This is a genomic window from Zhaonella formicivorans (assembly GCF_004353525.1).
Classification (GTDB): domain Bacteria; phylum Bacillota; class DUOV01; order DUOV01; family Zhaonellaceae; genus Zhaonella; species Zhaonella formicivorans.
The window spans coordinates 2,351,610-2,375,824 of the sequence record NZ_CP085524.1 but is presented as its reverse complement, the minus strand read 5'-3'; the positions used below and the strand labels follow the sequence as shown (position 1 = coordinate 2,375,824).

Sequence of the window (24,215 nt, the reverse complement as noted above, 5' to 3'; positions counted from 1 at the left end):
TTAAAACCGACAGCGTTATTTCTGCATTTTATGCCCTATTGTAAAGCCTGTTCCAAATCCTTGATGATATCTTCTATATCTTCCAGCCCTACGGAAAAGCGCAGCAGACCGTCGCTAATCCCTCTTTCCATACGTACTTCCCGGGGCATGGCAGCATGGGACATCAGGGCCGGGTAAGAGAGGATGCTTTCCACCGCTCCCAAACTAACCGCCACCAAGGGAATTTTTGCTTTCTGCAGCAGCCGGCGGGCAGCTTGGCCGCTTCCCACGTCAAAAGAAACTACAGCCCCGTAGCCCAGCGACTGTTGTTCGTGAATCTCTCTCCGGGGATGATTGGGTAAGCCAGGATAGTATACTTTCACAACTGACGGGTGCTTGGAGAGCCAATCGGCAAGCCTCCGGGCTGATTTTTCCGCTTGGTCCATACGGGCTTTTAAAGTTTTTATGCCCCGCATCAAAAGCCAGGAATCCTGGACCCCCAGTACATTTCCTAAGGAATTTTGCAGATGTTTTAGCCTTTGGGCCAGGTCTTCGGTTCTTGCTACCGCCAGCCCCGCCAGCAGATCGCTGTGTCCGGACAGAAACTTTGTGGCGCTGTGTAAGACGATATCCACTCCCAACTCAATGGGACGCTGCAGATATGGCGTCATGAAAGTATTATCCAGCATGGTAATCAGGCCGTTGGCTTCAGCCCATGCAGTTACCGCCTTGATATCCGTAATTTTCAGGGTAGGGTTGGAAGGAGTTTCCATGAAGACCGCTTTCGTATTAGGCTTTTTTGCGGCCACTACCTTTTCCAGATCGGTCATATCTACAAAGGTGGATTCAATATTCAGCCGGTTGAGAATGGTTGTCAAGAGCCGGTAGGTACCTCCGTAGACATCCTCTGTGACAATGACATGATCGCCGCTGGATAAAAGCAGAAATGCGGTGGAAATGGCCGCCATGCCGGAGGCAAAGGCAAAGCCTTCTACCCCTCCTTCAAGGAAGGCAATATAGTCCTCCAATGCCTGGCGGGTGGGGTTGCCGGAACGGGTATAGTCGTACCGGGGAGGGTCCGCCAGGGAAAAATGATGGAACGTTGAAGCCTGGTATAAAGGCACACTGGCGGCGCCGGTGCTGGGATCGATTTCCCCGCCAAAATGAATTAGTTTAGTAGCAAATTTTTCGGCGCTGCTATTTTTTTTATTGTCACCCATTACATCTTTCCTCCTCGATTTCCCTTTTTGCCGCTGCCAATGCCTGGCTAAGGTCGGCGATGAGATCGTCCACATGCTCAATTCCTACGGAAATGCGCAGCAGCCGTTCATCCACCCCTACTTTGCGGCGGATCTCCTCCGGAATATCAGCATGAGTCTGGACAGCGGGGTAGGTCATTAAGGATTCTACTCCGCCCAGGCTTTCAGCAAAAGCAATTAATTTAATGTGGCGTAAAATAGGTTCAACATAGCGGGCGTCTCGCACCCTGAAAGAAAAAATTCCCGTATTCCCCGCAGACTGCTTTTTTTGTACAGCATAGCCCGGATGGGTGGCCAGCGCCGGGTAAAAAACCTGCTCCACCAAGGGGTGTTCCATTAGGTAATTAGCTATTTTAACTGCATTGGATTCATGTCGTTCCATGCGCAGGGCCAGCGTTTTCATTCCTCTCATTAACAGCCAGCTGTCTTGGGGTCCCAAAACGGCCCCTATTGAATTATGCAGGAATGCCATTTCTTCGGATAGCTCCTTGCCTTTGGTGACGATGAGCCCGGCCAGCACATCATTATGTCCCCCCAGATATTTGGTGGCACTGTGGATTACGATATCGGCGCCTAGTTCAAGGGGTCTCTGGAAAAAAGGAGTGAGCAGCGTGTTATCTACTATTGAGAGCAGCCCTTTTTGTTTTGCCCAGCCGCAGACTGCCTCCAGATCGGTGATCATCATTAAAGGGTTGGTAGGTGTTTCAATTAAGATGGCTTTAGTTTCCGGGCGGTAATTTTCTTCCAATGCCCGAAGATTATTGGTGTCCACATAGGTTGCTGTAATGCCAAACCTGGAAAGGATGCGCTCCAATAGCCGGTAAGTGCCGCCATAAAGGTCCAAGGAGACAAGGAGATGGTCCCCTTGGCTGAATAAAGCAAAAACAGTCTGCAAAGCAGCCATTCCTGAGCTGCAGGCAAAACCGGCATCGCCTGCTTCCAGCCGGGCTATTGCCTTTTCCAAAACTTGGCGGGTCGGGTTTTGGGTGCGGGAATAATCAAAACCGGTGCTTTGGCCTAATTTCGGGTGGCGAAAGACAGCAGCTTGATAAACGGGATAGCTGACAGCCCCCGTCACCGGTTCCGCTTGGGATCCAATTTGCGCTAATATGCTTTCCAATTTCATAGTTAAGTAACCCCCTCTAAATACTAAGAATTACAGTTAAAGAAAAACCTTTCTCTTGTGAGAAAGGTTAGAACAGCAATTTGGCACCTCTCTCATCTCCCGGAAGCTATGCTTCCGCAAGAATTAGCACCGTACATCCCTCTATCCGGGGCCGCCGGTTGCCGGGTTTCATTGGGCCAGTCCCTCCACCTGCTCTTGATAAGAGTGTTGAGCATTATTTAATTAATAAACTGTGTTTTTCCAAGAAATTCTATAGGTTTAGTAGTTAATACTAATAGTAAACTAAATTTCCAAACGCGTCAAGCCAAGGTTTTTTAAGATACCTGTCAAAATCTCAGTGCAGCATAGCTTTGCCCTCCTCCACCAACTGCTCCACGGGCACGGTGGAACTGCCGCCGGGCAAAAAGTCAGAAGTGACAAGGGCTGTTTGATTTGCCGAATTTAAGTATTCAATCCAGACCGGCAAGCCTTGGTACAAAACTTCAAAAGTCTCCGGGGAATTTAAAATCTCTTGGGCACGGGCGAAGTCCATTGGATCAGCTCCTTTTTAAATAATTATCTTTGCTAAGGCAGCGTTTATCTCGGCAAATCAGAAGTTTATCGACTTTCTGATTTGCATAAGCGCAGCTTGGCGCAAGCCAAGTTTTCTTTACTTACCTATATTTTTTGATTAAAGTCAGCAAGTTTATGCTAAAATAAGTGCTGTAAGCAGTTGGGTAAAATTTAACTTTAAGGAGACAGGGCAAATGCATGAAATATTAATTATGACGCCGGGGCCAACCTACGTAAGCGAACGGGTAAGGCAAGCCCTGGCCAGACCAATTACCAATCCAGACCTGGACCCGGACTTTTACGAGTTTTATAAAGAAACTGCCAGGCAGTTGCAGAAGCTTTTGGCAACTAAAAACGATGTGCTGATTTTAAACGGTGAAGGAATCCTAGGTCTGGAAGCGGCTTGCGCCTCTTTAATCGAGCCGGGTGACAGGGTGCTTTGCCTGGAGAACGGCATTTTCGGCAGAGGTTTTGGTGACTTTGTAAAAATGTACGGCGGGGAAGCTGTCTATTTCACCAGGGACTACAGACAACCAATCAGCCCAGAGGAGCTGCAGGAATTTCTAGAGCAGGACAGCGACTTTAAGTTTGCCACCGTTGTCCACTGTGAAACCCCTTCGGGCCTTGTGAACCCAGTCCGGGAACTATGTCCCGTGCTGAAGAAATTCGGCATCCTCACAGTGGTAGATTCTGTTTCCGCCATCGGTGGAGAGCCTCTCCTGGTTGACCAGTGGAAAATCGATATTGCCCTGGGAGGATCGCAAAAATGCTTATCAGCACCGCCGGGGCTAACTTTTCTAAGCATCAGCGCCGATGCCTGGAAAGCTGTTTTAAACCGGAAAAAGCCTATTGCTGCTTTTTACTGCAATCTGGCCCTGTGGAAAAAATGGTATGAGGAAAAGTGGTTTCCCTATACCCAGCCCATCAGTGACATTTACGGGCTGCGGGAGGCGGTGGACCTGTTGCTGCAAGACGAAAGCAGGCTTGAAAGGCACCGGGTCTTAGGGGAAGCGGTACGGGGCGCTTTGCTGGCCGCCGGACTTAAGCTTTACCCTGTAGAGGGTTTTGCCAATACCGTGAGCGCAGTACAGGTGCCGGAGGGGGTTAAAGTTGAAACTATCTTGGAGGCAATGCTGAAAAAACACCGCATCATGCTGGCGGGAGCATTTGATGTGTTGGCCGGCAAGGTTTTCCGCATCGGTCACATGGGCGAGAACTGCCGCGAGGATAAGCTCTACTTGACCATGAAAGCTTTGGACCAGGTCTTGCGGGAGTTGGGAGTCAGCCTCAGTGCAAGCTTACCCCTGGAATTTATAGCCCGGGCAGGTAAATGATAGCCGTGACCCCATGCCCTTTTCCAGCTATAATTGGAAAAGGGTTTAATATTTAATTTGGTGGAGTGTACCTTTAGACATATACATCTGAACTGCAAGATGCCGGCGATGCTGACAGAATCCATGGTACAATTATAGCTGAGGATTGAGGAATTGAAGAGTGTTTGAAAGTTTTTTAAAGGAGTTGAAAGATGCCGATCATTGCCACCTCCCTAATTGCTTGGCTGATTGCCCAAAGTTTGAAGTTTTTAATCACTTTGCTGCGCTTTAAAAAAATTGATTTTCGCAAGTTCATTTCGCCCGGCGGAATGCCCAGCGCCCATTCGGCCCTTGTTTCCAGTTTGACCCTTAAAGTGGGTTTAATGGAGGGGTTTGGTTCCACGCTCTTTGCCATTTGCCTGGTCTTTTCTTTGATCGTGATGTATGACGCTGCCGGTGTGCGGCATGCGGCAGGCAAACAGGCGCAAATTTTAAACCGTCTGGTAGAAGACTATTATAAAAGCCATACTATTTCCGAGAAGAGATTGAAAGAACTCCTCGGCCATACACCTATTGAGGTGTTTGGCGGCATGCTTTTGGGTATAATCATAGCTTTGCTGCTTTAAAGCGAGTGGTAAGTATTCTAGAAATTTTTTGGCAAGGGAAGTTGACATGAGGTTAAGAAAGAAACCAGGAACTGTTGAAAAGCTGCTGGAGCATAAAGGATTGGTTTTGGATGATCCTTTTATAAATTTCGGCAAATGGAAAGAATATTGGGGTAATTCTAATCCTATTCACGTAGAGTTAGGGACGGGAAAAGGCCAATTTATCACAACCTTGGCCCGGCGCTGCCCCAATCTAAACTTGATTGGCGTAGAAAAAGTAGAAGAGGTGCTTTTGAAAGCAGCCAGAAAAGCTAAGGAGTTGCAGCTCCCAAACCTGGCATTGCTGTGGGTTGATGTCCGGGAGCTGGACAAAATCTTCGCCCCTGGTGAGGTGGACCGCCTTTATATTAATTTCTGTGACCCGTGGCCGAGGCGGCGTCACGCCAAGCGGCGGCTTACCCATACCAGGTTTTTGCAGATTTACGCCAAGATTTTAAAGCAGGACGGAGAAATCCATTTCAAAACCGACAATGAAGAGCTTTTTGAATTCTCTTTGAACGAGTTCAGTGAAAACGGCTGGAAATTAAAAAATATTTGTCTGGATGTAGCCAAGCGGGGTCCTGAGGACAACATCACCACGGAGTACGAGGAAAAATTCCAAGAACTGGGCTCGCCCATCTACCGCTGCGAAGCCGTCAAAATGAGTCAGGGGACGGTTCTCTGACTCACTTCGCACGACAAAAATGAGTCAAGGAACCGTCCCCTGACTCACTATCGGAGGCAGGAAAATGTTTGCGTCGCTCTGGCAATTAAAGCTGGTATTCGATTTTGTCAGCAAAATATTCCCCCGGGTAGATCAGGAACTGGCTGTCTGCCGTGAGACCCTTAGGTCCTGCCCGAGTCAAGAGCTGGTGAACCAGGCGCTCAGAAGTATTGACAGCAAGCGCTTTCATGCCCAGGGCGGCAGTATTTATGCCCTCTATCCGGGAGTACCTGCGGGGACTTTGGTCCCTTTGATTGTGTCCCTGCAAACCATCTGCGACTATCTGGACAACCTCTGTGACCGGGCGGGCTGCTTTGACGAAGCAGCTTTCCGGCAGTTGCACCTGGCTATGACCGAAGCTCTGTGCCCCGGTGACAAAGTATCGCCCTACTACAGCCTATATCCCTACCAGGAAGATGGCGGTTATTTAACCGATTTGGTGGAAAGGTGCCGCGCTGAGGTGCAGAAGCTCCCTTCTTACCATTTGGTGCAGGAAAAGGTTCTTGACTTAGCCAGGCTTTATTCCGAGCTGCAGACCTACAAACACGTGGAGCAGAGCCGCAGAGAAAAACTCTTATCTTCATGGGCTGGGCCGTATTTGAAAAAACACAAGGAGATCACCTGTTGGGAGTTCGCGGCGGCAACCGGATCTACTCTGGGTATTTTCATGCTGGCCGCAGCGGCTGCCTCTCCCCGGTTGACCTGCCGGCTGGCGGAGGAGATTGTTGCTGCTTATTTTCCTTGGATTTGCGGCTTGCACATCCTACTTGATTATTTTATCGACCAGGAGGAGGACCGGCAGGAGCAGGATTTTAACTTTGTTTCCTACTACTCCGGCGAAGCCCAGTGCCAGGAGAGGCTGCTGTTTTTTTGGCACAAATCCCGGGAAAAAGCTTTGGCATTGCCAAATCCGCTTTTTCACCTGACAGTGATTGAGGGCCTGCTGGCTATGTACCTCTCCGATCCCAAAGCACGTCAGGGCAGCCTGGCGAAAATCTCGAGCCGCCTTATCAAGGCTGCCGGCCCGCGTACTGCCCTCCTCCACAAGCTGTGCTGCAGACTAAGGGCCAGGAATGTAATTTAGTCACCAGCAGCGACCTCCGGTCGAGTCGTTGGTCCTTAGTTCTTAGTCGTTAGCTTTCAGCTTTCAGCCGTCAGCTATCAGCTATCACCTGTCGGCCTCATAATTATTAATGACTAGTGACTAACGGTTCCATAAGTCCACAGAAGAATACATGCAACGAAGGACGAACGACATAAGTAAGCGACCAAAGGTCGCTTCAGCTTGTAGACAAAGCCCGCATGTATTATTTCGCTCTGGACAAGCTCCTACGCCGTTACCGGCGGCAAAGCCGCCGACGGCTGAGGAAACCAGTCCCGCTCCATAATACATGCGGGCTGATAATAGTTTGTCGACGGTCTGAAGCGACCAAAGGTCGCTTACTTATGTCGTTCCACAGCCGTCAGCGCCAGCTGCTCCAGAGTATCCCGGTAAATATTGGCGGGGACTTTGCAGAGGCAGCTGCGGGCCGATTGCGAAAAAGCAAGGGCCACCGCTTTGGCTTCTTCCAAAGCGCCCGACTCAAGTAAAGCATCAACTACCGCCTGCCGCGTTGTCTCGTTAAATTGCTTGTCCTGCAAAACTTTCTTCACCCATGCACTATACCGGGAGTTTTTCAACAGGTTCAGCATGGGAAGCGTTAAAGTACCCTGAGCAAGGTCCAGACCTGTGGGCTTGCCTAAAACGTTAACCTTCCCTGTAAAATCCAGGATGTCATCGGCGATTTGAAAAGCATAACCTAAGTTCATCCCGTATTCCCGCAGGGCCAGGGAATGCTCTTCCCCCGCCTGGCTGGAAAGGGAGCCCGACTGGCAGCATACGGCAATGAGCTTTCCGGTTTTTTTGCTGATGGTGCGGTAATAGTTTTCCTCCTTTTGCTCCGCATTAAAGCTGTCCAATGCTTGTTCGATCTCTCCTGAACACATATCTTCAATAGCTTCCACCATCAGTTCCAGCACATTGTAAAGCTTGCTCTTGGAAAGCAGCCCAAAGGCTTTGGCAAAGAGGTTATCCCCCGCCAAAACAGCGATTTTGTTGCCCCAGCGGGAATTCACGGAGGGTTTGCTGTGCCTGCTGCCGGCATTATCAATGATGTCGTCGTGGATTAGAGAAGCAAGATGGATGAGTTCGGCAGCTACTGCGGCAGTCACGGCTTGAGGAGGCGCTGTATCAGCAAAACAGCGTGCCGAGAGCAGCACCAGCGTAGGCCGCAAGCGTTTGCCACCGGCCCTCAGCATGTAGCTGCAAATTTCTCCCGCAGGACCTTGGGTTTCATTAATTATCTCCTCCAGCTGTTTTTCCACTGTTTCCAACTCGGGCAGTTTAACGGGAAGTGCTAATTTTTGCGCCATATCCTACCTAAACCTTTCTATCTTGTTTTACAGCTAAAAAGTTATGAACAGTTTTTTGCACTAATTCTGTTCATGCAAGCTGGTGAACCAGCATTACATTTAACAGAAGTATATCCTCGTACCTTATTATGTGCTTTTTGCTGCTGAAACAAACCGCTTAAATAGTAAAATTTGGGTAAAAGGGAATACCACGCATCAAAGATAGCAAAACCGGCGGATTTAACAAAAACCAATTTCACCTAGATAATAAGAGCAAGCAGATACAGTGATACAGCATTTTTATCGTATGTAAGATATTAATTTTTATGGTAAAATTTATATATTATCGGGTAATCTGCAATATATTATCAGAACATTCGAAACTATTACTTTATCAAATAGGGGTTGAACTCTTTGGGTAAAACTGTCGTCTTAGCATGTAATACGCTTTCTGCGGAAATTAAAAAGGCCATCAGTGAAACAGGTGTTGAAGAAACCAGAGTAATTGCCCAAAAACTTAACTTGAAGCTGAAAACAATTCAAGGATCTGTCCGCCTGCTAAAGAAATTGTAAACAGGCCCTTGGGATGAAGAATTTGTTATTGTAAAGCCAGATAAGGCGGTTACATTAGATGACTTTAATTTAGTGCATGGCTACGGCACCACCCAACTAAGTTTAGCGAGGTAAAAAATTAAGCGCGTTTAAAAGATTCATTATGGGAAAAAGGGGGGAGTTATACATGGGTATGTCCGCCCTAAACGAGGTGCTTTCGCTAGACATAATGCGCAATATTTTAAACGGCTTTTTTGAATGTACAGGTTTAAGGGGAATAATTGTGGGCGCCGATGGTTACCCAATAGTTGTCCCGGATAGTTCTCCGGAAGATTGCGAATATTGTCAGCTTATCCAGCGCTACGCAAACGGTCGGGAAAAGTGTTACGGTTCATATAAAAGGGCTGGTGAGCAGGCTTCGCAATTTGGAGAACCATATATATTTCGTTGCCATGCCGGTCTTATAGAATGGGCAGTACCTCTCCTTATGGATGGATATCATGTGGGTTCTATTATTTGTGGCCAAGTCTTAATGTGGGAGCCGGAGGAATTTTTCTGGATAGAAATTGCTGAAATGAACAGGAGATTGAAAGTAGACACTGATTACATTATAGAGGCTGCAAAGAAATTGAAAGTTGTATCTTGCAAAAAAGTAGAAGCAGCAGCAAATCTTCTTTTCAACGTAGCTAACCATATAATGGCAACTAGTATGCTAACCTTGGAACAAAGACGAAAGATTAAAGAGCAGCAAGCGCTGTTAAATGAAGAAATTAACAAAAGGAAAATGCTTGAAAAGTTGTTACGCGACCTAGATGAACAACGATCAGCCCAAAACTACCTTGATAAAGAAAAAGAGCTTTGCAGTTGTGTAAGACTGGCCGATGATGAGGGTTCCCATAAAATTTTGCAAGACATACTTGCTGATTTAATTGAAAAATACGGTTCCGATCCGGAAATGTTTAAAATACGTGTTTACGAACTACAGGTAATGATTTCGAGAGCGGCTGTTGAAGGGGGAGCAAAGTTGGAGTTCGTTTCACGTCAAAGTTATCAACAATTGCAAAAATTGAATAGCTTAAGCGCAATTGATGAAATTTGCCTGTGGATAGTTGAGAATTTAGAGTATTTTCTAAAACAAGTTAAAGGAACCCCTAGCATTAAAAACAAAATAATAATAGAAAATGTGCTGCGATTTATTAAAAACAATTACAAAAAGCCAATAGGCCTGGAAGAAATTGCCCAATCAGTTTACCTGAGCCCCTACTACCTCAGCCATCTTTTCAAAAATGAAATGGGTTGTACTGTGATGGAATATCTTACTAAATACCGGGTGGAAAAAGCTAAGAAAATGCTGCAAGACAGCAACAATAGTATAGAAAAGATTTCTCAAAATTTAGGTTTTCATGATGCCAGTCATTTTGCCAAAGTTTTTAAAAAGGTTGAGGGAGTTACACCTAGCATATTTAAAAAGAAGTATGTATAAAGGAGAAATAGGTTTTATGAAAGGGCAGTTGACTTCACCGCAGGTTCTTTGCTCGCTTTCAGAAAAACTTGCTCAGGGTGATGCCGACAAGGTGATGGAATTAACGAGGTCGGCTCTCGCAATGGGGATCAACCCGCTCACTCTTTTAAATGATGGACTTATTAAAGGCATGAGTATAGTGGGGACAAAATTTAAAAATAAAGAGTTACCTATAACCGAGGTTTTGATGGCTTCCAGAGCAATGCATGCTGGTTTGTATATTTTAAAACCTTTACTGTCAGAGTGTAATATTTTGCCTAGAGAAACTATAGTCGTAGGTACGGTAGCCGGGGATTTACATGACATAGGCAAGAGTTTAGTGGTTGCCTTTTTACAGGGTGCAGGTTTCCATGTAATTGATATCGGTATAGACGTTCCACCGGAGGATTTTGTTGAAGCCGTAAAGGAGTATCGCCCTAGAGTTCTTGGCTTGTCAGCGCTTTTAACAACTACACTGCCTGCAATTGGTGACACTATTCGAAAGCTTGAAGAAGAAGGCGTGCGTCAGAACATATTGATAATAGTAGGGGGAGGCCCTGTGACCAAATCGTTTGCCCGGAGTGTGGGGGCAGACCTTTACGCACCTGATGCATGTTCGGCTGTTGAAAAAATAGTTTCGGCACTAGATGGATAGCTTTTCTTACCCCCTTCTGGGGGTTGTTTGTTTTAGATAGCTAGCAGTTAAAATTAAACCAAAGCAATATTGTACCCAAGTGAAACAAGAAAGGGGCAAGGATAATCTCCTAATATTACGAATATTTAGAAGAGAGAAAAGGAGGTAAAGCAGCATGTTAGTAATAGGTGAATTACTTAACACCAGTCGCGAGCACATCGAGCCCCTGGTAATTAGCAGAGACAAGGAAAGCATTAAAAAGTTAGCTGTCTTACAAGTCAAAGCAGGTGCCAACTTGGTTGACGTCAACGCCGGTACGCTAGTAGAGGGTGAAACTGAAGCACTTACATGGTTAGTTAAAACGGTACAAGAAGCTTTAGAGGTGCCACTCTGCTTGGACAGCGCTAACCCGAAAGCTATTGAGTCAGCTCTGAAAGTTCACAAGGGAAAGGCCTTAATTAACTCAATTAGTGGTGAAAAGAAACGTTTTGAAGAGATAGTTCCGCTTGCGAAGGAATACCAAGCTTCTATAATTGCCTTATGCATGGATGGACGAAAAATACCGGATACTCCCCGGGCTAGGTTTGAAATCGGATATAAATTGGTAGAGGAGCTAGTTAAAAATGGCATCCCTACAGCTGATATTTATCTTGATCCGCTTGTCCGTCCTATTAGTACGGGTACTAAATTAGCTAATGTTGTTTTAGAGACTTTAAAACTTATCAAACAATCAATGCCTGAAGTTAAAGTGGTTTGCGGGTTAAGTAATGTTTCCTACGGTTTGCCGAGGCGGCACTTAATAAATAGAACATTTTTAGCTATGGCCTTGGAAGTTGGCCTTGATGCAGCTATTGTCGATCCCACAGATTTTGAATTAATGGCCACGATGTATGCCGCAGAAGCTTTGTTAGACCAGGATGCGTATTGTAAGCGATATATTGCTGCGCATAGAGACGGATTTTTAGGTTAGTTATTTAAATCGTTAAAAGAAAGGAAAGGAGGTGCCTGTAGTGAGTGAGGGCAGCTACGGAATCAAAGGTTTGGCTCAAGTATTTTTTGGTAGGGATAGTCAGGAATTTGAAAGCTTTGAAAAGTTAATGGAAGCGGTCATTAATCGTATTGTAGAAAATAATGCTAAAGAATAGAGAGGTGTTAAGTATGACTCAAGAATTAACTGATGCTATTGTGGCTTTGGATGAAGAAAAGGTGCGTAAAATAGCAAAAAGTTTAATTGAAGCTGGGGAAAGTCCTGAAGTAGTAATTGAAAATATTAGACTAGGGCTTCAGGTGATTGGCGATAAGTTTGATAAAGGGGAAACATTTATTGCGGAATTAATTATGGCCGGCGAAATAGTCAGCTCTACCATAGAGCAGATAAAACCGTATCTTTTAGAGAATCAATCTCAGGTTTCCAGGATTGGCAAAGCAGTTATCGGTACAGTACAAGGAGATGTACATGACATTGGCTTAAATATTGTAGCTACTTTTCTGGATTTAGCTGGGTTTGAAGTTTATAACCTAGGCATTGATGTATCTCCTGCTACTTTTGCAGAAAAAGTGCGCGAAACACGTCCCCAACTACTCGGATTGTCGGGACTCATTACTGCTTCCCAGGGAGCTATGGCTGAAACAGTTGAAGCGGTTAAAGCGGCCGGTTTAAGAGAAGGACTAAAAATCATGATCGGTGGCGCTATAGTTAACGAAGGTTGGATTGAAAAGGTAGGAGCGGATGTTTACTGCAAGGATGCTGCCCAGGCAGCTCGGGTAGCCAAACAGCTTGTTGAAAGGATGGTGAGCTGATATGCCCATGACTAGTATTGAAAGGGTTCGCGCAGCCATCAATCTTGAAAAACCTGACAGGGTACCAGTTGCACCCCTGATGGAATGGTATTTTCCCGTGCAAGCAGGTATAACAACCAAGGAATTCATGTTTGACTTTGATAAGGCTTGCGATGCCATAGTCAGGGTTTGGGAGAAGCACGGAAAGGATGTTGACTACATTGTAACGTTTCCCTATAAGTTTTTACATTATTTACCATTCCCCACATCGCACTGTGCCTTGTTCTTTAACTGGGTTATTCCGGATGGAAATGATTTACCTCAAATAAGGGAATACCCGCCCCTCATGCAGTTTGAAGACTATGACAGAATAATGGAGAAAGGCTGGGTTGAACTCCTACGAAGAATCCCTGTTGAACATGCATTGGAGCCATTACAGGAAATCGAAAAGTTGCGCCGTGTTAATATGGAATGGCAAGAAGTTAGAAAAGTTCAGCCTGTGGCTTCTTGCTATGTTATGCCACCGGCGGAACTATTATCGTATGCCCGTGGCCTGCAGAATTTTACAATGGATATGTACCGTCATAAGGAAAAGATACTTGAATTCAGTGAGTTTATGCTTCCCGGAACAATTGAATGGGCTCTGGCTGGTTGTGCTGCTGCCGGAGTTAATATAGTTTTCATTTACGGTGGACGTATGTCAGGCAGCTTTATTTCATCGAAAATGTTTGAAGAGATTTGCTGGCCTTACCTCAAGAGAATTGTAGACGCTTTGGCGGAGCATAATATTATTTCCCTTCTCCATTTTGATACGGACTGGGCCCCAATGTACCAATATTTTAAAGAACTTCCCAAAGGAAAGTGTATTCTCGAGTTAGAAAGGTCCGATATTTTTAAAGCTAAGGAAATGTTAGGAGATAGAATGTGTTTAATGGGCAATGTTGATTCAAGCATAATGCGTTACGGCAAACCTGAAGACATTAAGAAGGAATGCAAAAAGTTGATAGAAGTTTGTGGCGAGGGCGGCGGTTTCATCCTAAGTACCGGTTGTGAGGTACCTTTAGATACGCCTTTTGAAAATGTCCAAGCCATGATTGATGCTGCGAAAGAGTATGGTGTTTATTAACAATAAAATTTATTACGGGGCCTAATTACGGGCCCCTGCTTCTGCATAGGAGGAACTTCATGGATGTCTATTTAGTTGGAGGTTTTCTTGGGTCGGGTAAAACCACTGTGATACGAGAACTGTCTTTACGTCTGGCAGAAACCGAACGCCGAGTCGCAATCATTGTTAACGATTTTGGAGAAATAGGTGTTGACGGAAAATTTTTAGGTGCTACCTCCGCTAAAGTATTGGAACTTTATAGCGGTTGTATATGTTGCCAGTTAACAGGAGATTTAGTCAAGGCGCTAGATGAACTGAAGCATAATTACAATCCGGATGTTGTTATAATTGAACCATCCGGGATTGCTGATTCGTCGAGTGTTATGCAAGCACTAAATCATTATTCGGGGGATTTAGGGAAAATTATCACCATCACACTTGTGGACGCCCCCCGATTTTTAGAGCTTTGGCAAGTAATTCATCCACTGATTAGAAAACAAATAGAAACTGCAGAAGTGATTTTTATAACAAAATGTCAATTGTTGAAAGAAGCTGAACAGTTGAGCGATATTGCTAACGTTATAGCGGATATTGCTCCTACGGCCAGAGTGATACCCATTTCTTTACTTGAGGGGTATAACGTGAATGAAATGATAAGGGTGTTTATTGATGTATGATAAAGAGTTTGGTATATACGCTTGGTCAAAAAATGTGTCCTTTGGACATATGTTGAAAACGGACCAGTTGATCAAATTCGTTCAAGTTTTTTTATTGGACGTCGGAAAAAAATGTACAGAAAAAATTACTCCTTTTATCGGCCACATAAAATGCTACGTCTCCGCTCCGGATAAAAAAGGATTTTATTGCAGCCTGGTAGATCTGCAAAAAGGAATAGTAGTTCAAGGAATGACGGGTGATGTATTTAGTGAAGCGACTTTTTACGTAAATGCTTTGGTTTATGGGCTAACCGACAAACAGGTGGAACTAGCTTTAGAAAAAGCAGGCTCAAAATTTGTACAAGTTTTAGTTGACAACGCAGTGCAGAAGTATAACCCTGGCCAGGAGCGTAGGGTATAGCTACATGTTTGCTATTGCTTTGTTAATACCGCCTCTACGGTCCGGCCAAAATTAAGCGCATTAATGCCGGAAGTACCGGCATTTTAGCCAAATTGCTGCAGAAAACTATTTGTAGGAATGCCAGGCGCAACCCCTTTGCTAAGTTGCTGTAGCAGCCGGTCCAGGAAATTAAAAGCACAATAGTTAGTGGGTGGTGCAGCTACTACCCACTAAATTTTTTCCTGGGGCTGTACGTCTAATTTCGTCCCTCCCTGGGTGCATAAATCCACTGTATTTATAGATAATAATCCTATGTCCATCTTTGGCAGAGGTAGGTAGAATGCTGAAAAAACTCATTAAGCGCTGCCGGAACCTGTGGCGCCTGCGTGAAATCTTACAAGTAGTTGCAAAATACGGTTTTTCCTACGTGGTAAACCGCAAAAAACTGGTGCAAGCCTATGCCGGATCAGTTCAAGGGTGGCCCCAAGCTTCCTGTAAACCCCTGCAGGCTGCCCTAAGCAGATCTCCGCTGGTGCGCGTCAGGCTGATGTTTGAGGAACTGGGCCCCGCCTTTATCAAGCTCGGGCAGCTTTTAAGCACTAGGCCTGACTTAATTCCCAAGGATTTAGCCAAGGAACTGAGCCGCTTGCAGGATGCCGTTCCGCCTTTTGGGGCTGCCGAAGCTAGAGAGCAGGTTGAGAAAGAGCTGGGCGCCCCGCCGGAGAAAATCTTTGCCGAATTTGACTACAAGCCGCTGGCAAGTGCCTCTATAGGTCAGGTGCACCGGGCCCGCCTGGCTGATGGCACTGAGGTGGTGGTAAAAATCCAGCGGCCCGGCTTAAAAGCTGTCATCGAACGTGACCTGGCGGTTTTGGAGGATTTTAAGGGCCTGTTGAAACGTTCCCTTTTAAACAAAGTCTGCGATGTGGATGAGGTAATAACAACATTTAGCCGCCAGATTCGCAAAGAGCTGGATTTTACCGTTGAGGCTCTCTGCCAAGAGTGCTTTCGGGAAGTCTACGCTTCACACCCGGACTTGGTAGTGCCCCGGGTATACTGGCAGTACACAACCACTGAAGTTTTAACCATGGACTATATTTCCGGGGTAAAGATAGATGCGTGTGAAAACTGGTACCGGAGGAGCCCCGGTGGCAAAAGGGTGGCCAGGCTTTTTCTATCGGCGCTGGTGTTGCCATTTTTTGAGGAAGGGATTTTTCATGGAGACCCCCACCCTGGCAACGTGGTCTTTCAACCGGGGGAGAGGATTGCCCTGATTGATTTCGGCATCGTGGGCAAGCTGGATAATGACTTTCGTTTTCAGATTGCCCAGCTGATGCTGGCCGTGGAGGAGCGGGATGCGGCCAAAGTGGCTGAACTGACAGTCAAACTGGGCATTGCAACCCGTCCTATCGACAGCGCCAAACTATACGAAGATGTTTCCGATATGCTCGACAAGACTTACCGTTTGAATAACGGCTCAATAAATTTAGGGCATTTGATCAATGGGATGATTGATATTTCCCTGGAACACGGGGTCAAAATGCCGGGCTCCTTTTTTACCCTGGGCAAGGCCATTGTCACCGGTGAAGGCCTGGCAAAACGCCTTGACCCGGAGATCAATGTGGTGGAAGTGGTCAAGCCCCTGGCCCTGGAGTACTTAAAGGGCAAGCTTGAACCGGACTTCAGGCCCGAAAATGTTTTCCGGCGCACTACGGAGATGCTGCAAACAGTATCTGCTCTGCCCAAAGATTTGGCGAAAATTGCCGGCAATTTGGCTAAAGGAGAGCTGAGCATTGTTTTTGTCCACCGGGGGCTGGAAAACTTGTACAGCATGCTGGATATAGTGTCTACCAGGCTGGCTGTAAGTTTAGTGGTAGGAGCCGGGATTGCGGGTTCCGCCATACTGTTGGCTCTGGAAGTGGGCCCCAAAATCAATGGCTACTCCTCCTTGGGGATGGCAGGCTTCAGCATATCCTCCCTGCTTGGTTTGTGGATGGTCTGGGGTATGCTGCGCCATGGCCGGCTGAAATAAATTTGACCGCCAAAGACCCGCATCGCACCTTCCACGTGGTGAGTCAGGGGACGGTTCTCGGTGAGTCAGGGGACGGTTCTCTGACTCATTTTGAAACAGCTTTAATTGTGTGATCAAGGCTTTTTTTTTCATGCTGGGGTCAAGCCTTGGGCTTCCGTATGTTGGTCAAAATAGAAAAACCCCTTCACAGGGGTTAATAACAAAATCATTTACTGTTTATCTAAATGGCCGGTTGCGTTGTGCCCAGCTAAAAAAATTAATGGGTTTTCCAATCGGTATTCCTCGGAATTCGCCAAGTGTAAGCATATGTCGAATATCTGCTGATATTATGTATTCGGCGTTGCCTTCAATAGCAGCAAACAAAAAAGGATCGTCATCCCGATCTAGTGAAACAGGTGGCCAATTCTGAGGCATTTCACTGACTTTATCAGATGGATCTAAAATTAAGTCTAATAAAGCAACTACTTCTCTGTAATCAATACCGAGCCGGGAATACTTAGGATGTAAACGTTCTATAATTTCTCTGGCCTCTTCATAAATAAAATCATTCCATATAACAGACAAGTTACCAGTTAGAATAAAATTCAAAAGGTGGGTACGCCTATAAAGAGAAGGAACTAAAACATTAGTATCAATTATTACTGGAACTACGATTTGACTTGACATCTTGATAAGCGGCTTGAACGTCTTTTTTGATTTGAGGGTAAGTTAAATTAGCACTAACGGTCTTTGCGCTAATACTATCAGAGAGCATTTTCGCTTGATGCAATCTATCTTCTCTTGAAATTTTTTTTGTTAAACCTAGCATATTGAACACCTTATTTTTTCTTATATTATATTTAAATTTATTCTTCTTATTCATATTATACCACCCCAAGATAGCATCAATCAATATGCTATATATTATTAACATAAAAAGGGGAAATAGACCGTTGCTGCTGTGTTTTTCGTAACTCGGGTTGTTGGTAATTTCGCTTTCATGCTGTACTATGGCAGGTTGAAATAAATTCACGATAATTTCTTGACTACAATTTGTCCACTGTGCTACTATATGAAAAATAGCAGTTAGCCACCGACCGTTAGCTGTTAGTTCGGTGTCTGGCATGCCGGATAAGTAAATAATAAGCTGATGGCTGACAGCTGATAGCTGTTGGCTTAAAATGCGTTGATTGGGAAAAGTAGTTTTTTGTGTTTCTTCAAAGAGAGCCCGGGTAAGGTGAGAGCCGGGTAAGAGGCCATAAAATGAAGTTCTCCCAGGAGCAGCAGCGTGAATTAGTCCAAGGACTATACTAGCGTGTGCCGGGACTCCCCCGTTAAAAGGAGAGGGTATCGGACTTAGTTCCTGTACCTGGAATTAAAGCGGGCCTATTATAGTAGGCCAAATAGGGTGGTACCGCGAGAGCTTATAAACTCCTCGTCCCTAGCCAGGGATAGAGGGGTTTTTTATTTAGCTTTCAGCCACCAGCTAGCAGCTATCAGTCTTTTGTATTTCTTTTTGGAAAAGACATGAAAGAGAATCTTGCAGGTTTGGGGGCTGAAGGCTGAAAGCTGACAGCTGAAGGCCAGGGATTCACTGAAAGCCGTTAAGGAAATAAATAATATCATTAAAATAACCAGGAGGTAAGTGATCATGATCGTTGTTATGCGTCCGGGGGCCACACAGGAGCAAATCGATGCGGTGGAAGCAAGGTTAATTGAATTCGGTTTTAAAACTCATCCCATTTATGGTGAAGAAAAGACAGTAATCGGGGCAATCGGGGACAAAAAAGTGCTTAGCTCCGAGAGTTTAATTACTTTACCAGGGGTTGAAAAAATCGTTCCCATCATGAAGCCCTATAAACTGGTGGGGCGAGAACTGAAACAGTCTAAGACCATAGTGCGTGTAGGCCAGGTGGAGATAGGCGGCGATGAAGTAGTGGTGATGGCAGGCCCTTGCGCTGTGGAAAGCGAGGAACAACTGTTGACCGCAGCGCTGCAGGTTAAATCTGCCGGAGCCAAAATTTTGCGGGGCGGGGCTTTTAAGCCTCGTACTTCTCCCTATGCTTTCCAGGGATTGGAGGAAGAAGGACTTAAAATGCTTGCCAAAGCCAGGGAGGCCACCGGACTGCCCATCGTCACCGAAGCAGTGGACCCCAGGGACGTGGAACTGGTGGCAGAATATGCGGATGTTATTCAAATCGGAGCCCGCAATATGCAAAATTTCCGTTTGCTACAGGAAGCGGGCATGGCAGGCAAACCCATACTTTTGAAAAGAGGTTTATCTTCCACGGTGGAAGAATGGCTGATGGCTGCCGAATATATTATTGATAAAGGCAATGATCAGATTATCCTGTGTGAGCGGGGGATTCGCACCTATGAGACCGGTACCCGGAACACCCTTGATTTGAGCGCTGTGCCGCTGGTCCAGGAGAATTCCCATCTCCCGGTGATAGTTGATCCCAGCCACAGCACAGGCAGCTGGAAGCTGGTAGCCCCCATGTCCCGGGCTGCTGTTGCTGCCGGAGCTGACGGACTGCTCATTGAAGTGCATCCTGACCCCAGCCGTGCCCTGTGCGATGGCCCTCAATCACTGACGCCCGATAACTTTGCAGGCTTAATGCAAAGCCTGCGGAGTGTTGCCGCAGCCGTAGGCAAGAAAATTAGCCATTAGCCTTCAGCCGCCAACTTTTAGCCATCAGCTTTTAGCCGTCAGCAATTTAGCAAGCACCTGTGAGCTTTTAGCTAAAAAATTTAAGTTCCGTAGCTTCAGATAATACTTTTGCTACAAAATTTAAGTTCCGTAGCTTCAGATAATACTTTTGCTACAAAATGGTAATAATGCCTCTGGTTGACAGAATGGTTTGCGCTTTTTTTAACTGTCATTTCATACTATAATTAACTATGGATTAGAAATAACAGCTCAAAAGGAATTCTGTAAAAGCTGACGGCTGGTGGCTGATAGCTGACAGCTTTTTTTTTAAAAATTTCCCATAATCCCTGCAAGTTTTGCAGCAGGACCATAGTATTACATTGTAGAGAGCACGAAGGATGTGAGTTGGTTGGATGCACTGGCTGATGAAGTCTTAGTTCAGCTCTGCCTGAGCGGTGACCGTGCAGCTTTTGCGGAAATTGTACGCAGGTACCAAAAACAAATCTTCAGCCTGACTTACCGGTTGACTAACCACGTCGAAGATGCGCAGGATTTGGCCCAGGAAGTCTTCTTAAAGTTGTATCAGGTCTTGGACAAGTATGATGGCAACAGGCCTTTTTTTCCCTGGATGTATAAGGTGGCCAGCAACGTCTGCTATACGGCGCTGCGCAAAAAACCGCAGCAGGACGTGCCTTTGGAAAAAGTGATTGAATTTGCACCGTTGGTCCCTAAAAAAGAGTCACAGCCCGAGGACTATGCCGAGGTCAAGGAAACCCAGAGGCTGGTTCAGCAGGCAATCGCGGAGCTGCCGGAAAACTACCGGGTGCCATTGGTGTTAAGGTATTTGGAAGATTTGAGCTACCAGCAGATTGCGGAAGTCATGGACTTGCCGGTTACTACCATTGAAACCAGGTTGTTCAGGGGTAAATCCCTGTTGCAAAAGAGATTGAGTCTGGTATTGGAAAGGGGGGGGAAACATGAGATGTCTGGAAGCTAAACAAGCAATTTATACTTATTTGGACGGTCAGCTCTCCAATCAAGTAGAGCGATCCTTTTTTGCCCACCTTTCTAACTGCCCGGCCTGTCAGCATGAGTTAAATTTAGCCAGGCAAACCAATCGCCTTTTGGAAACTTTTTGCACTCCGGTTGAGCCTCCGCCGGGTTTTGCAGACCGGGTAATGAGCAAAATAGCAGCATTTGAGTCTGAACAACAAGGCCAAGAGCAGGACAAACCGCTTAGCGTCATTCAGCTGAAGAGAAAGGAAGCCGCCTCAAAACATTGGCTCCATTCCATCGTAAATGCCGGGGCAAGATTGTCCAGGGTCGCTTCTTACTTTGTCCTGGTTGCAGTGGCAGGTTTAATGCTGCTCTATTACAGCATACCAACCTTGCCCAAAATCAACCCGGGCACGGGAAATAACGGGTCCAAGCTTTTGAATATCGTAGAGCGTATCAACCCTCAGGATCCCGGACCGACTATACCTGTTAATCAGCCCGGAAAGGCGGCGGAACCGGGTACAACAGGACAGGATCACCGGGAGACAGAGACTGCTGACCCGGGTGCAAATCAACCCCAGCCCGAAGATAACGATCCGCTGAAGCAGCAAACTTCTAAGGATAGTGACGGCAAACCGGAAAAAACTTCTGACGGTGAGCAGTCAAAGGGACAAAGCGGCCAAGTAAAAAATGATCAGGATCAGCAGGGGACAATACCGCAGGAGGAAAAAGTAATTCCGCCCCGCCTGGAAGGTCCCATCATGGCTGCCACTGTTAAGGGCAACTTATCTGTCCGGGAACTCAGGCGTGTTCCCGTGGCAGTAGATAAGGGCTTCAGCAATGTGAATCCCGAATGGGGTTCCGGAGGTAAGGACGTGGTTTACCTTTCGACCAAAGATGCCGACGCCGGTAACTACAGCATTTGGTCCAAAGAACTGCCTGACGGCGCTGCCCAATTAATTGCCCGCAACGCCGTGGAGAGCGCTAAACCGGCTGGGCCTGCGGCTAAGTCTCCCGATGGAAAGCGTACTTTGGCGCTGGTCGAAGGGCAGGTTGTGGTTACCAACCTTGAAAGCAGTGAAACTGTGGCCTTGACCCAAAAGCTTACAGCTGAAAAAGTTACGTTTGCTTGGTCGCCTGACGGCAAAACAGTCGCCATCAGCATCAAGAGCAAAAATAAAGGAGAGCACGGCCTGTGGCTGGCTCTCGCCGACGGTTCTGAAATTACGCGCCGCAGCGAAATTGGCGGTGGCAATGTCCTAAGCTGGTCGCCGGATGGCAAAAAAGTGGCCTTCACTGATGCCCAAAACACCATCTATGTCTTGCTGCGCGACCAAGGACAAACTTGGCAGGTAGTGCCGAGAGGCGACAGCCTGGGTGCTATGACCATCGCCTGGTCTGCCGACTCCAAGAAGATACTTTTTGACTGGGCGGAACCGGACAGCAGCCTGCGAGGGATCTACTTGGCAACCATGCCTGAATAAACAAGTGTATCAATAACCCTCCGCGATACCAGCGGAGGGTTATTTAGATCGGCATTACTACAACACACAAAAACTCTCCGGGTAGGCGAAAGCGAGAAGAATCTGCCGAATAAAGAGAGATTCATGCCGAGGAGGTAAGAGGGCGATGATTAAAAAGGAAGTAATGATCAAAATCTCGGCTTCCCACACCGACGAATATGGGGAGACAGAACGAATTGAACTGATTACCCCCGGGCAATTCTACAAAAAAGATGATTTCTACTATATAATTTACTCAGAAACCGAACTCTCCGGCATGGAAGGAACTACGACCACCATCAAGGCCGGTCCGAAAAAAGTGATTTTGAACAGGATGGGCAGCTCCGAGCAAAAACAGGTTTTCGAGAAAGGGGTTTTGAACAGCAGCCTTTTTGTAACCCCTTACGGCACAATGCAAGTTGGTGTCATTCCTTCCAGGGTGGAGGTTGACTTGACAGATAATGGTGGAAGTATTAACCTAGAGTATGAGTTGCAGATAGCAGACGAAAAGGCGAGCTATAATGAACTGCAGATAACTGTGGAGCAGAAATGACTATTAGCCTTCAGCTAGCCGCTATCAGCAATCAGCTTTGATTCAAGCTCAGGTTTGGAGTTACCAGATGCAGGGCTAGTCCGGAAATAATTACATAATAAGATTCTAATAAGGAATACAGCAATAGCTAACAGCTGAAGGCTGATGGCTATTGGCTGTAAGCCAATAAAGAGTGAGGTCGACTGTTGTGGATATTGTGCAGAGCATAGAAAATCGAATCAAAGAGGCATTGGCCCAAGCCGCCGAGGCTGCCAAAGAGGCGGGTGAACTTTCCTTTGGTGCCCTGCCTGATTTTGTGCTGGAAGTGCCCCGGGAAAAAAACCACGGCGATTTTGCCACCAACCTGGCCATGCTTTTGACCAGGGAGGCCAAAAAAGCCCCGCGGCAAATCGCGGATAGCATCGTCAAATATTTTAATAAACAAGGCACCTGGGTCAAAGACATCGCAATAGCCGGTCCCGGTTTTATCAACTTCAGGCTTGACAGCAGGTGGCTCTACAAGGTTATACCTCAGGTCCTGGAAGAGGGACAAGCCTACGGCACGTCCAACGTGGGCCAGGGCAAAAAAGTACAGGTGGAGTTTGTCAGCGCCAACCCCACAGGTCTTTTACATATGGGCAACGCCCGGGGTGCCGCTTTGGGAGACACCATTGCCAGCTTGCTTTCGGCAGCAGGGTTCGACGTAACCCGGGAATACTACATCAATGATGCCGGCAACCAGATCGAAAACTTCGGCTTATCACTGGAAGCCAGGTATTTGCAGGCCTTGGGGCAGGATGTCCCTTTCCCCGAAGAGGGTTACCACGGGGAAGATCTGATTGCTACCGTGCAGGGGTTTATTAAAGAGCACGGAGAAAAGTATCTGGAAAGCGACCCCCAGGAACGCCGGGGGGTGCTGGTTCAGTATGCCCTTCATGAAAAGCTGAGTCACATTAGAAATGTGCTGGCGGAGTTCGGAGTTAATTACGATGTCTGGTTCAGTGAAAAAAGCCTGCATGATTCCGGCGCTGTGGCCAGGGTCATCGAGGAACTGCGGAGCAAAGGGTATATCTACGAAAAAGACGGGGCCCTGTGGTTTAAAACTACTGAGTTCGGCGATGAAAAAGATGAAGTGGTGGTCAGGGCCAACGGCGTACCCACCTATTTTGCCGCCGATATCGCCTATCATTTAAATAAATTTGAACGGGGTTTTGAGTGGGTGATCAACCTGTGGGGAGCAGATCATCATGGTCACGTGGCCCGGATGAAGGGGGCGGTCAAGGCCCTGGGTTATAACCCTGACCGGCTGGATGTAGTGCTCATGCAGCTTGTGCGGCTGTTTTCAGGCGGCGAGCTGGTGCGCATGTCCAAGCGGACCGGACAGTACGTTACCTTGAGCGAGCTCATGGAAGAGGTAGGCCGGGATGCGGCCCGGTATTTCTTTGTAATGCGCAGCGCCGACAGCCACTTGGATTTTGACCTGGATCTGGCCAAATCCCAATCTGCGGAAAACCCGGTATTTTATGTGCAGTATGCCCATGCCAGGATCTGCAGTATTTTGCGTCAGGCCAAAGAGGCCGGTGTGACGGTTCCGGCTTTGGGAGAAGCAAATCCGGAGTTGCTGCAGGACCCAAGCGAATTGGAACTGCTGCGCAAAATCGCCGATTTTCCCGGTTTGATAGCCGGTGCGGCTGTGGCTTTGGAACCCCATCGCCTGACCAGGTACGCCCATGAACTGGCCGGTTTGTTCCACAGCTTCTATACCAATTGCCGGGTATTAAACATTGAACCGGAGCTTTCGGCAGCAAGGCTCCAGCTGGTTGAAGCGACCCGGATTACATTAAACAATTTGCTCAATTTAATCGGTGTTTCAGCCCCCGAAAGGATGTAAACCCGCCTTATTGACACA

General features: G+C 46.7%; 25 protein-coding genes, 1 riboswitch and 1 other annotated feature. Of the genes, 19 read left to right on the top strand and 6 right to left on the bottom strand.

Annotated features, from left to right (window positions below; all coding sequences use genetic code 11):
- Positions 1–35: 35 nt before the first annotated feature.
- The 3 genes from EYS13_RS11585 to EYS13_RS11575 form a co-directional block, all read right to left on the bottom strand.
- Positions 36–1,199 carry an aminotransferase class I/II-fold pyridoxal phosphate-dependent enzyme gene (locus tag EYS13_RS11585; RefSeq protein ID WP_227762687.1) on the bottom strand — a complete coding sequence of 388 codons (1,164 nt, stop codon included), beginning with the start codon at positions 1,197–1,199 and terminating at the stop codon, positions 36–38.
- Positions 1,192–2,364: a PLP-dependent transferase gene (locus tag EYS13_RS11580; RefSeq protein WP_227762684.1), complete on the bottom strand. Its 1,173-nt coding sequence runs from the start codon at positions 2,362–2,364 to the stop codon at positions 1,192–1,194. Before EYS13_RS11580 ends, EYS13_RS11585 begins: the two co-directional genes overlap by 8 nt.
- Positions 2,365–2,453: 89 nt before the next feature.
- Positions 2,454–2,569: riboswitch (SAM riboswitch) on the bottom strand.
- 129 nt (positions 2,570–2,698) lie between these two features.
- On the bottom strand, positions 2,699–2,896 hold the full coding sequence (locus EYS13_RS11575) for an H-type small acid-soluble spore protein (protein WP_227762680.1): 198 nt from the start codon (positions 2,894–2,896) through the stop codon (positions 2,699–2,701).
- A gap of 214 nt (positions 2,897–3,110) precedes the next feature.
- On the opposite strand from EYS13_RS11575, the gene EYS13_RS11570 reads away from it, so the two are divergent.
- From EYS13_RS11570 to EYS13_RS11555, 4 genes are all read left to right on the top strand, one after another.
- A complete protein-coding gene (locus EYS13_RS11570) occupies positions 3,111–4,250 on the top strand; it encodes a pyridoxal-phosphate-dependent aminotransferase family protein (protein ID WP_227762677.1) in 1,140 nt (379 codons plus the stop codon).
- A gap of 191 nt (positions 4,251–4,441) precedes the next feature.
- Positions 4,442–4,855, top strand: coding sequence for a divergent PAP2 family protein (locus EYS13_RS11565; RefSeq protein WP_227762675.1), 414 nt, complete (start codon positions 4,442–4,444; stop codon positions 4,853–4,855).
- A gap of 46 nt (positions 4,856–4,901) precedes the next feature.
- Complete coding sequence (trmB, locus tag EYS13_RS11560) at positions 4,902–5,558, top strand: tRNA (guanosine(46)-N7)-methyltransferase TrmB (RefSeq protein WP_227762673.1); 657 nt, start codon at positions 4,902–4,904, stop codon at positions 5,556–5,558.
- 64 nt (positions 5,559–5,622) lie between these two features.
- The gene (locus EYS13_RS11555) at positions 5,623–6,681 is read left to right on the top strand and encodes a tetraprenyl-beta-curcumene synthase family protein (RefSeq protein ID WP_227762672.1); all 1,059 of its coding nucleotides are present in this window, start codon (positions 5,623–5,625) and stop codon (positions 6,679–6,681) included.
- Positions 6,682–7,037: 356 nt separating this feature from the next.
- Here EYS13_RS11555 and EYS13_RS11550 read toward each other — a convergent pair whose 3' ends face one another.
- Positions 7,038–8,009 (bottom strand): polyprenyl synthetase family protein, encoded by a 972-nt coding sequence (locus EYS13_RS11550; RefSeq protein WP_227762670.1) that lies wholly within the window; start codon positions 8,007–8,009, stop codon positions 7,038–7,040.
- Between the two features lie 393 nt (positions 8,010–8,402).
- Between EYS13_RS11550 and EYS13_RS11545 the strand changes: the two genes are divergently transcribed.
- From EYS13_RS11545 to EYS13_RS11505, 10 genes are all read left to right on the top strand, one after another.
- A complete protein-coding gene (locus tag EYS13_RS11545) occupies positions 8,403–8,561 on the top strand; it encodes a hypothetical protein (RefSeq protein ID WP_227762667.1) in 159 nt (52 codons plus the stop codon).
- A 142-nt stretch (positions 8,562–8,703) separates the two neighbouring features.
- Positions 8,704–10,023 carry a PocR ligand-binding domain-containing protein gene (locus EYS13_RS11540; protein ID WP_340641269.1) on the top strand — a complete coding sequence of 440 codons (1,320 nt, stop codon included), beginning with the start codon at positions 8,704–8,706 and terminating at the stop codon, positions 10,021–10,023.
- Positions 10,016–10,696, top strand: coding sequence for a corrinoid protein (locus tag EYS13_RS11535; protein ID WP_227762666.1), 681 nt, complete (start codon positions 10,016–10,018; stop codon positions 10,694–10,696). Before EYS13_RS11540 ends, EYS13_RS11535 begins: the two co-directional genes overlap by 8 nt.
- Before the next feature lie 154 nt (positions 10,697–10,850).
- On the top strand, positions 10,851–11,645 hold the full coding sequence (locus EYS13_RS11530) for a methyltetrahydrofolate cobalamin methyltransferase (protein WP_227762663.1): 795 nt from the start codon (positions 10,851–10,853) through the stop codon (positions 11,643–11,645).
- A gap of 40 nt (positions 11,646–11,685) precedes the next feature.
- The gene (locus tag EYS13_RS16305) at positions 11,686–11,820 is read left to right on the top strand and encodes a hypothetical protein (RefSeq protein WP_265332382.1); all 135 of its coding nucleotides are present in this window, start codon (positions 11,686–11,688) and stop codon (positions 11,818–11,820) included.
- Positions 11,821–11,833: 13 nt separating this feature from the next.
- Positions 11,834–12,475, top strand: coding sequence for a cobalamin B12-binding domain-containing protein (locus EYS13_RS11525; protein WP_227762661.1), 642 nt, complete (start codon positions 11,834–11,836; stop codon positions 12,473–12,475).
- A gap of 1 nt (position 12,476) precedes the next feature.
- Complete coding sequence (locus EYS13_RS11520; RefSeq protein WP_227762657.1) at positions 12,477–13,580, top strand: uroporphyrinogen decarboxylase family protein; 1,104 nt, start codon at positions 12,477–12,479, stop codon at positions 13,578–13,580.
- 59 nt (positions 13,581–13,639) lie between these two features.
- Positions 13,640–14,236: a CobW family GTP-binding protein gene (locus EYS13_RS11515; protein ID WP_227762655.1), complete on the top strand. Its 597-nt coding sequence runs from the start codon at positions 13,640–13,642 to the stop codon at positions 14,234–14,236.
- The gene (locus EYS13_RS11510; protein ID WP_227762653.1) at positions 14,229–14,636 is read left to right on the top strand and encodes a hypothetical protein; all 408 of its coding nucleotides are present in this window, start codon (positions 14,229–14,231) and stop codon (positions 14,634–14,636) included. Before EYS13_RS11515 ends, EYS13_RS11510 begins: the two co-directional genes overlap by 8 nt.
- Before the next feature lie 319 nt (positions 14,637–14,955).
- Positions 14,956–16,647 carry an ABC1 kinase family protein gene (locus EYS13_RS11505; RefSeq protein ID WP_227762651.1) on the top strand — a complete coding sequence of 564 codons (1,692 nt, stop codon included), beginning with the start codon at positions 14,956–14,958 and terminating at the stop codon, positions 16,645–16,647.
- 216 nt (positions 16,648–16,863) lie between these two features.
- Here the strand turns inward: EYS13_RS11505 and EYS13_RS11500 are convergent, their stop codons facing one another.
- Positions 16,864–17,235 carry a PIN domain-containing protein gene (locus EYS13_RS11500; protein WP_265332381.1) on the bottom strand — a complete coding sequence of 124 codons (372 nt, stop codon included), beginning with the start codon at positions 17,233–17,235 and terminating at the stop codon, positions 16,864–16,866.
- A gap of 43 nt (positions 17,236–17,278) precedes the next feature.
- Positions 17,279–17,509: a hypothetical protein gene (locus EYS13_RS11495; protein WP_227762647.1), complete on the bottom strand. Its 231-nt coding sequence runs from the start codon at positions 17,507–17,509 to the stop codon at positions 17,279–17,281.
- A 294-nt stretch (positions 17,510–17,803) separates the two neighbouring features.
- Positions 17,804–18,072: a binding site (T-box leader), on the top strand.
- 205 nt (positions 18,073–18,277) lie between these two features.
- Here EYS13_RS11495 and aroF point away from each other — a divergent pair.
- The 5 genes from aroF to argS all read left to right on the top strand — a co-directional run bounded on the left by aroF (position 18,278) and on the right by argS (position 24,197).
- Entirely contained in the window at positions 18,278–19,297 is a 1,020-nt protein-coding gene (aroF, locus tag EYS13_RS11490; protein ID WP_227762645.1) for a 3-deoxy-7-phosphoheptulonate synthase, read from the top strand.
- 379 nt (positions 19,298–19,676) lie between these two features.
- Entirely contained in the window at positions 19,677–20,273 is a 597-nt protein-coding gene (locus EYS13_RS11485) for an RNA polymerase sigma factor (protein WP_227762643.1), read from the top strand.
- Positions 20,254–21,756: an anti-sigma factor family protein gene (locus EYS13_RS11480; RefSeq protein ID WP_227762641.1), complete on the top strand. Its 1,503-nt coding sequence runs from the start codon at positions 20,254–20,256 to the stop codon at positions 21,754–21,756. The genes EYS13_RS11485 and EYS13_RS11480 overlap by 20 nt, the downstream gene beginning before the upstream one ends.
- Positions 21,757–21,901: 145 nt before the next feature.
- Complete coding sequence (locus EYS13_RS11475) at positions 21,902–22,327, top strand: YwiB family protein (protein ID WP_227762636.1); 426 nt, start codon at positions 21,902–21,904, stop codon at positions 22,325–22,327.
- 187 nt (positions 22,328–22,514) lie between these two features.
- Complete coding sequence (argS, locus tag EYS13_RS11470) at positions 22,515–24,197, top strand: arginine--tRNA ligase (RefSeq protein ID WP_227762631.1); 1,683 nt, start codon at positions 22,515–22,517, stop codon at positions 24,195–24,197.
- Positions 24,198–24,215: the final 18 nt, after the last annotated feature.